This is a genomic window from Corallococcus aberystwythensis, from assembly GCF_003612165.1.
GTDB lineage: Bacteria > Myxococcota > Myxococcia > Myxococcales > Myxococcaceae > Corallococcus > Corallococcus aberystwythensis.
Map to the genome: position 1 here is coordinate 1 of NZ_RAWK01000412.1, position 6,147 is coordinate 6,147.

Annotated in this window: 6 protein-coding genes and 1 pseudogene; 1 reads left to right on the top strand and 6 read right to left on the bottom strand. The window is 69.7% G+C overall.

The features are described 5' to 3' along the window. Nucleotides 1-127, bottom strand: a pseudogene (locus D7W81_RS43910) (AtpZ/AtpI family protein); the annotation flags it as partial. Between the two features lie 381 nt (nucleotides 128-508). On the opposite strand from D7W81_RS43910, the gene D7W81_RS39145 reads away from it, so the two are divergent. Continuing rightward, a complete protein-coding gene (locus tag D7W81_RS39145; protein WP_120560440.1) occupies nucleotides 509-1,003 on the top strand; it encodes a YbhB/YbcL family Raf kinase inhibitor-like protein in 495 nt (164 codons plus the stop codon). Between the two features lie 15 nt (nucleotides 1,004-1,018). On the opposite strand, the gene D7W81_RS39150 is transcribed toward D7W81_RS39145, so the two are convergent. From D7W81_RS39150 to D7W81_RS39170, 5 genes are all read right to left on the bottom strand, one after another. Then, nucleotides 1,019-1,633: a hypothetical protein gene (locus D7W81_RS39150; RefSeq protein ID WP_120560441.1), complete on the bottom strand. Its 615-nt coding sequence runs from the start codon at nucleotides 1,631-1,633 to the stop codon at nucleotides 1,019-1,021. Between the two features lie 10 nt (nucleotides 1,634-1,643). Beyond that, nucleotides 1,644-2,474, bottom strand: coding sequence for an MbnB/TglH/ChrH family RiPP precursor modification enzyme (locus D7W81_RS39155; RefSeq protein WP_120560442.1), 831 nt, complete (start codon nucleotides 2,472-2,474; stop codon nucleotides 1,644-1,646). Nucleotides 2,475-2,478: 4 nt separating this feature from the next. After that, entirely contained in the window at nucleotides 2,479-3,321 is an 843-nt protein-coding gene (locus D7W81_RS39160) for a methyltransferase domain-containing protein (RefSeq protein ID WP_120560443.1), read from the bottom strand. Nucleotides 3,322-3,340: 19 nt separating this feature from the next. After that, the gene (locus D7W81_RS39165) at nucleotides 3,341-5,470 is read right to left on the bottom strand and encodes a carbohydrate binding family 9 domain-containing protein (protein ID WP_120560444.1); all 2,130 of its coding nucleotides are present in this window, start codon (nucleotides 5,468-5,470) and stop codon (nucleotides 3,341-3,343) included. Beyond that, a partial coding sequence (locus D7W81_RS39170) for an MFS transporter (protein WP_147445792.1) occupies nucleotides 5,467-6,147 on the bottom strand: 681 nt, incomplete at its 5' end. The genes D7W81_RS39170 and D7W81_RS39165, both read right to left, overlap by 4 nt.

Below are 6,147 nucleotides of genomic sequence, written 5' to 3' on the forward strand. Positions count from 1 at the left end.
CCACCGCCCCGCCCACCAGCTTCCAGACCGCGGAGATGTACGGCTCCGCCGCCCGCATCTGCCGGGCCGTTTCGCCCAGCTCACTGTCTGGCGCGTCCGCCTGCTTCCGAGGCTCCTGGTCTGCCATGCGGACGCCTCACCAAACCCCGGGAAAGTCTTGGGTTTCCTTCACCAACCCCGACCCCGCCCATACACGCGCGGGCGCCGCTTAACACCGAATGCGCGGCGCGTGCAACCGGTACGGGGACGCGGCCCCCCTGGGTGCCAGCAACGGTTGCGGCACCCGCAAGCGCAGCTATCACGGTGGCGGGGCCCGGGGGGTTCTTCCTCTGGAGAGGCCCCCCTCGCGGCAGGCGGCCCGGGGGGCGCCCGGTGGATCAGCGGCGGGGGACCCCATGGGGGTGACGGGCGTCCAGGCGGAGCGCCCGTCGCCTCTCATCATCGGGTGGGCGGCATCGCCAGCTTGGCGGGGGTCACACGTTGGCCACCCATGCCCAAGGAGTCACGCATGCCGAAGCCGCTCGAGCTCACCTCGCCCACCTTCAAGGACGGGATGCCCATCCCCATTGCCTACACCGGCGAGGGTGACGACAAGGCGCCGCCCCTGCACTGGGAGAACCTCCCCGCCGGGGCCAAGAGCCTGGCACTCCTCGTGGAGGACCCGGACGCGCCGGACCCGGCCAACCCCCAGCGCACCTTCTGCCACTGGGTCGTCTACAACCTCCCCGTCAATGCCCAGAGCCTCCCGGACGGGGCCACCCTGGACGTGCTGCCGGCGGGGGTGAAGCTGGGACGCAACGACTTCAACCGCCAGGATTACGGCGGCCCCATGCCGCCCGTGGGCAACCACCGGTACTACTTCCGGCTGTACGCCCTGGACACGGTGCTGCCAGACCTGAACCAGCCCACGCGCACGCAGCTGCTCAAGGCGATGGAGGGCCACATCGTGGGGGAGACCCAGCTCATGGGCACCTATGAGAAGGCGCACCACCGCAAGCACTGAGGCGCACGGGGCACCTCAAGGTGACGGCAGCTCGCGCGACATCACGGCGGGCAGGTTGGGCACCTTGAGGTACTCCACGCGCGTGGGCTTTGGCGCCACCGGGGGCCAGCCCGGCGCGTCCAGCGCGGCGAGCAGCGTGAGCACCGGGTAGTCGAAGGACTCCACGCGCGGGCCCGTCGCCGGCATGGGGACAAGGCCCCACGCGAGCGACAGGCGCAGCCGTTCGCACCGCGCCAGCTGCGGCACGTACGCGGGCAGCCGCTGGAGGAGCTTCGCGTGCGGGGCGTGCTCGCCCGCCTCCAGGAAATGGCAGTACGCGATGGCCTCCTCGCGGTTGAGCACTTCCGGCGGCACGTCCTGGAGGAAGCGCGCTCGCAGCGGGCCCAGCTCCGGCCGCTTCGCTTCGTCCACCCAGGGGAGCTGTTCGCGCACGCGCTCGGTGCGGTGGAAGTCCATCATCCGGCCGGCGCGCTCCACCACCTCCGGAGCCACCCGCTGGAGCGCCTCCGCCTCCTGCGGCGTCAGGCCCAGGGGACTCAGGGCCTTGGAGGCATCGAGGCGCCACGCCTCACGAAAGCGGGGATCCACGTGCAGCCGCGCCAGGACTTCCAACGTGCATGCGTAGCTCATCGCCGGGGCCTCAAGCCGCGCTCGCGCCGCAGCGCTGGAGGATGGCGCGCGCGCGAGCCAGCTCCTCCACCAGCCGCGCGAAGGGAGGAAAGCCGCTGTCCATCTCGAAGTTCACCCCGCGCACCGGGCTGCGTGGCGCCACGTATTCCAACAGGCGCCACACCTCCTCCGGCGACGGCGCGGAGTGGCTGTCCAACCTCAACCCCTCCATCGTGACGCCGCCCGCCAGGTGCACCTGCACCACGCGCTCCAGGGGCAGCCGGTCCAGAAAGGCATACGGGTCGAACCCGTGGTTGACCGCGTTGCAGTACAGGTTGTGCAGGTCCAGCAGCAGTCCGCAGTCCGCGCCCTCCACCACGCGGCGCAGGAACTCCGCCTCATCCAACGTGTTGAGCGGCGTGTGGAAGAGATACGCGATGTTCTCCACCACGAAGGGCGCGTCCAGGTCCGCGCGCGCCGCCTTCACGTTGCGCACGCACGTGGCCACCGCCTCCTCCGTCAGCGGCACCGGCGTCAGCGCGCGCAGGGGCAGGTTCCCCACGCGCGTGAAGCACAGGTGGTCTCCGTGCCAGACGCTCTTCGTGACCTGGCGGATGCGCCTCAGTCCCTCCCGGTAGCCGGGCGCGTCCACGCCGTCCGAGCCCACCGACAGCTCCAGGCTGTGGCCCACCAGGGGATAGCGCTTCGCGAGCAGCTCCAGCCGCCGCTCCGAGTCCTGCGTGAGCGGCAGGAAGTGCTCGGGCGTCACCTCCAGCCAGTCCACGCCGGGGTTGCCACGCGCCAGGTGCGGATTGAGGTCCCAGCGGTAGCTGAGCCCCACGCCCAGGAAGGGAAGGCCCATGGCTCTACACCTTGCGCCGCGCCATCACCTGGAAGTGCTGCCCCAGGACGGCGAAGCCCTCGTGCGCCAGCTTCTCCTGCAACGCCAATATCTCCTCGCGCGCGGCCCACGCGTCCCACGGCTTCTCCGCGGTGCCGCCGTGCGCGGCGGTCATCGCGTGGAGCATGTCGAAGAACATCACCGGCTTGCCGAAGATCTCCAGCAGCTCCGCGCCCGCGTCCGCCACCGCGCGCTCCAGCTCGCGCACCGTGAAGGCGTGCACCGGCAGGCCATACGGGCACGTCGTGCGGCCGTCGTGGAGCGTGCGGAAGGCCTCCTGCGGCTTGCCCAGCTTCAGGTAGCCGGAGAACGCCTCGTAGCGGTTGTCCACGCCCAGCACCACCGGCGCGCCCGGCTTCGCCACGCGCACCAGCTCCTTCACCGCGCGCGGGTACGCGTCCAGGCAGTACGACACCGGGTCGCCTTCGCAGAAGACCAGGTCGAAGGCCGCGTCCGGCAGCTCCAGCGCCGCGACGTTTCCCTCCACGAAGGTCACGTGGTCCAGGAGCCCCTTCGCGGCGAACTGGGCCCTGGCTCCGTCCAGCATGCCCGGAGAGATGTCCAGCACGGTGACGTGGTGCCCCGCTTCCGCGAAGCGCGTGCCGAACTTGCCGCCGCCGCCGCCCGCGTCCAGCACGCGCCAGGCCGTGCCGTCCTTGGGCAGCAGCGCCTCCACCGGCTTCCAGGTGAGGTGCTCGTAGGTCAGCCAGAACAGCTTGATGGCCATGGCGTTGGGCGCGCCCTGGTCGTACTTCGGGGACACCTCGTCGTAGCGGCGCTTGAGGCTCTGCGGGTCGGCGGTGGTCATGCGAAGGCCCTCGGTCAGGTCAGTAGTTGAAGGAGATCTTCGAGAGGATCCGCCGCTCCTGGGAGCCGCCGAAGGGCTGATCCGTGTAGACGAGGAAGATGTCGCTCCACTGGCGGTAGTGCCACCCCACCATCGCGTCCAGGAACGTGCCCTTCACGGAGTTGTAGTCCGCCAGCTCGTACACGCCGCCCTTCTGCAACGTCAGGCGCGCGTAGAGGTCCGGGCTGAAGTGGTAGCGCAGCTGCGCGTAGCCGGAGAAGCTGTAGCCGTCCCCGGACGTGCCAAAGAGGTCGCTGTTCGTGGGCACGTTGAAGTTGCGCGTGTAGAAGCCGCTGAAGCGCGCGACGATGTGCGGCCCCACCTTCATGTTCACCGCGCCGTTGAAGCCGCGGATCTCCCCGCCCAGGAAGCGGCCGGTGACGGCCGTCAGCGTGTAGCTCTGCCAGTCGTGCGGGAACAGGGTGAAGCCGAACGTGCCCAGCCGGTCCCGGAAGCCCAGGTTGTCGTCGTAGATGCCCTCCAGGTAGAGCGCGAAGTCGTGGTGCAGGTAGGGCTGCACGTTGAGCCGGTTGCGCCAGCGCGTGCGCTCGCCCTCGTGGTTGCGGCGCCACAGCGAGTCCCACGTCATGTCCACCCGGGGCAGGAAGCGCCACCCGGGGAACGGGGTCAGGAACACGCGCGAGTTGTAGCCCTGCTTGTCCACCACCGGCGTCCAGCCCAGCGGGTTCGCGTAGTTCTTCCCGATGTCCTCGAACTGCAACCAGAACTCCGACAGCGTGTCGAAGCGGTGCAGGCCCACGTGGTACGCGTCCGAGTCCTCGTTGCCCAGCGGGCTCCAGCTCTTCAGCGCCTGCGCCTGGATGAAGAACTCCTCGAAGAGGTGGAAGTTGCCGTCCAGGCCCACCGTCTGGAAGTCCGAGTCCCCGAACAGCCCGCCCCGCCCGCTGCGGTTGAGCGCCACCAGGGCAATCATCGACCGCTTGCCGATGTCCTGCTGCAACCGCAGCACGCCGGAGTTGACGTTCTCGAAGACCTCGCGCCCGCTGGCGTCCCGGCCGGTGAGGTCGCGGTGCTGCACGTCCAGCATGGAGAAGCTGAGGCCTTTCACCTTGCCGGTGAGCTGCAGACCGCCCCACACCCGGTCATGCGGCCGCAGCGCGATGCGGCGCGAGGTGAAGATGTTGATGGGCGCGATGAAGAGGTGCTCGCTCTCCGTGAAGAACGCGCGGCGCTCCGGCAAGAGCGGCTGGTCCGTGTCCAGGAGGAGGAAGCTCTGGTCCGCCTCCGCGTCACTGAAGTCCGGGTTGGCGGTGAGCTTCAGGGACAGCCAGGGCGTCGGGTCGATGCGCGCGTCCGCGCCCACGTTGGGACGGAAGAGGCCGCGGTCATCCGTGGTCTTGAGCGCCACCGTGGTGGCCACGTACGGGGTGATGCTGAAGATGGAGCGCGGCTTGATGCCCTTGAGCCCCTCCAGGTGCGGGTAGCGGCTCACCTTCGCGCTGTTGACGCCGTCCGGCGTCCAGTTGCTCCACTCCTGGTTGCGAGCCTGTTCGCGGTCCAGGAGCATGCCGAAGGAGATTTCATCCTTCGCCTCGAACTGGAAGTTGGCGAACGGGATGCGCACCTCCGAAATCCACCCGTCCTTCACGACGGTGGACTTCGTCTCCCACTCGCCGCGCCAGTTGGTGGAGAACGCCTCGCCGTCATCCACGATGCGCCCGTCGGTGCGCACGCCCAGCGGGTTGGTCCAGAAGTAGTACGCGTTCCGGTGGTCCAGGAACGTGTCCAGGATGATGGTGATGTTGTCCTCCTGGTGGAGGAACCCCTCGTTCTGCACCGTGTAGCCGGTGATGCGCTCCGGCTTGGAGTCGATGCAGTGGAAGAGGAAGTACAGGTTGTCCTGGTCGTAGAGGATGCGGACCTTGGTGTCGTCCGGCGCGGGCTTGCCGTAGTTGATGCGCGTGAGGTACCAGCCGTCGATCTCCGGGGCCGCCTGCCACGCGGGCTCGTCCCCCGTGCCGTCGATGGTGATGACGTCCTGCGTCCGCGTCGCGGTGACCTTGTACGTTGAATCAGCGTGTCCCAGCGTGGGCACCAGCGCGGCCAACAGCGCGGTGCCCCAGCGACACACGTGGCGAAGGGGGCTCATCCTGGCTCCGAGGTGGGGGTGAGGGCGGCCACGGGGGCCGGTTCAGAAGCGGCGTGGGAGGACGCCTCGCGCACGCGCGACACACAGCCGAGCGCCAGCACGAGGGACACCGACGAAAGGAGGAACGCGCAGCCGATGCCGGCCCGCTGCGCGACGAAGCCATAGGAGACGGGCGCGAGCACGGAGGCCAGCGCGGCGCAGGAGCCCAGCGCGCCCATGAACCGGCCGCGCTCGGAAGGGCCCGGGGACTGCTCCACCACCAGCGCGGACGCGGAGGAGCGGTGCAGGCCATCCGGTATCGCCAGCAGCACCCAGGCCACCACCAGCGTCACCAACGCGGCGCCGGCCGGCAGCCATCCGGAGGCCCCCAGCACCGCGGCCATCACCGCCATGCCCGCGAGGCCCGGAGCAATCAGCCCCACGCGCCGGGACATCCGGTCCGACAGCCGCCCACCGAAGGGCTGCACGAACGCGTACGTCAGCCACGACGCCGCCACCAGCGGGCCCACCGCCTCCCGGGGCGCGCCCAGCTCCACCGCGTACAGCGGCAGGTACGTGGGGAACAGCGCCAGCGCGAAGGTGAAGAAGAACTGCCAGAGGAACAGCGCCGCCGCGCCCGGCCGGTCCTTCACATACGTGAACGGCGACAGCAGCCCCCGGAACGCCAGCCCCCAACC

Coding starts and splice junctions, on each gene's coding strand:
- D7W81_RS39145 (WP_120560440.1), top strand. CDS start 509: ATGCCGAAGCCGCTCGAGCTCACCTCGCCCACCTTCAAGGACGGGATG.
- D7W81_RS39150 (WP_120560441.1), bottom strand. CDS start 1,633: ATGAGCTACGCATGCACGTTGGAAGTCCTGGCGCGGCTGCACGTGGAT.
- D7W81_RS39155 (WP_120560442.1), bottom strand. CDS start 2,474: ATGGGCCTTCCCTTCCTGGGCGTGGGGCTCAGCTACCGCTGGGACCTC.
- D7W81_RS39160 (WP_120560443.1), bottom strand. CDS start 3,321: ATGACCACCGCCGACCCGCAGAGCCTCAAGCGCCGCTACGACGAGGTG.
- D7W81_RS39165 (WP_120560444.1), bottom strand. CDS start 5,470: ATGAGCCCCCTTCGCCACGTGTGTCGCTGGGGCACCGCGCTGTTGGCC.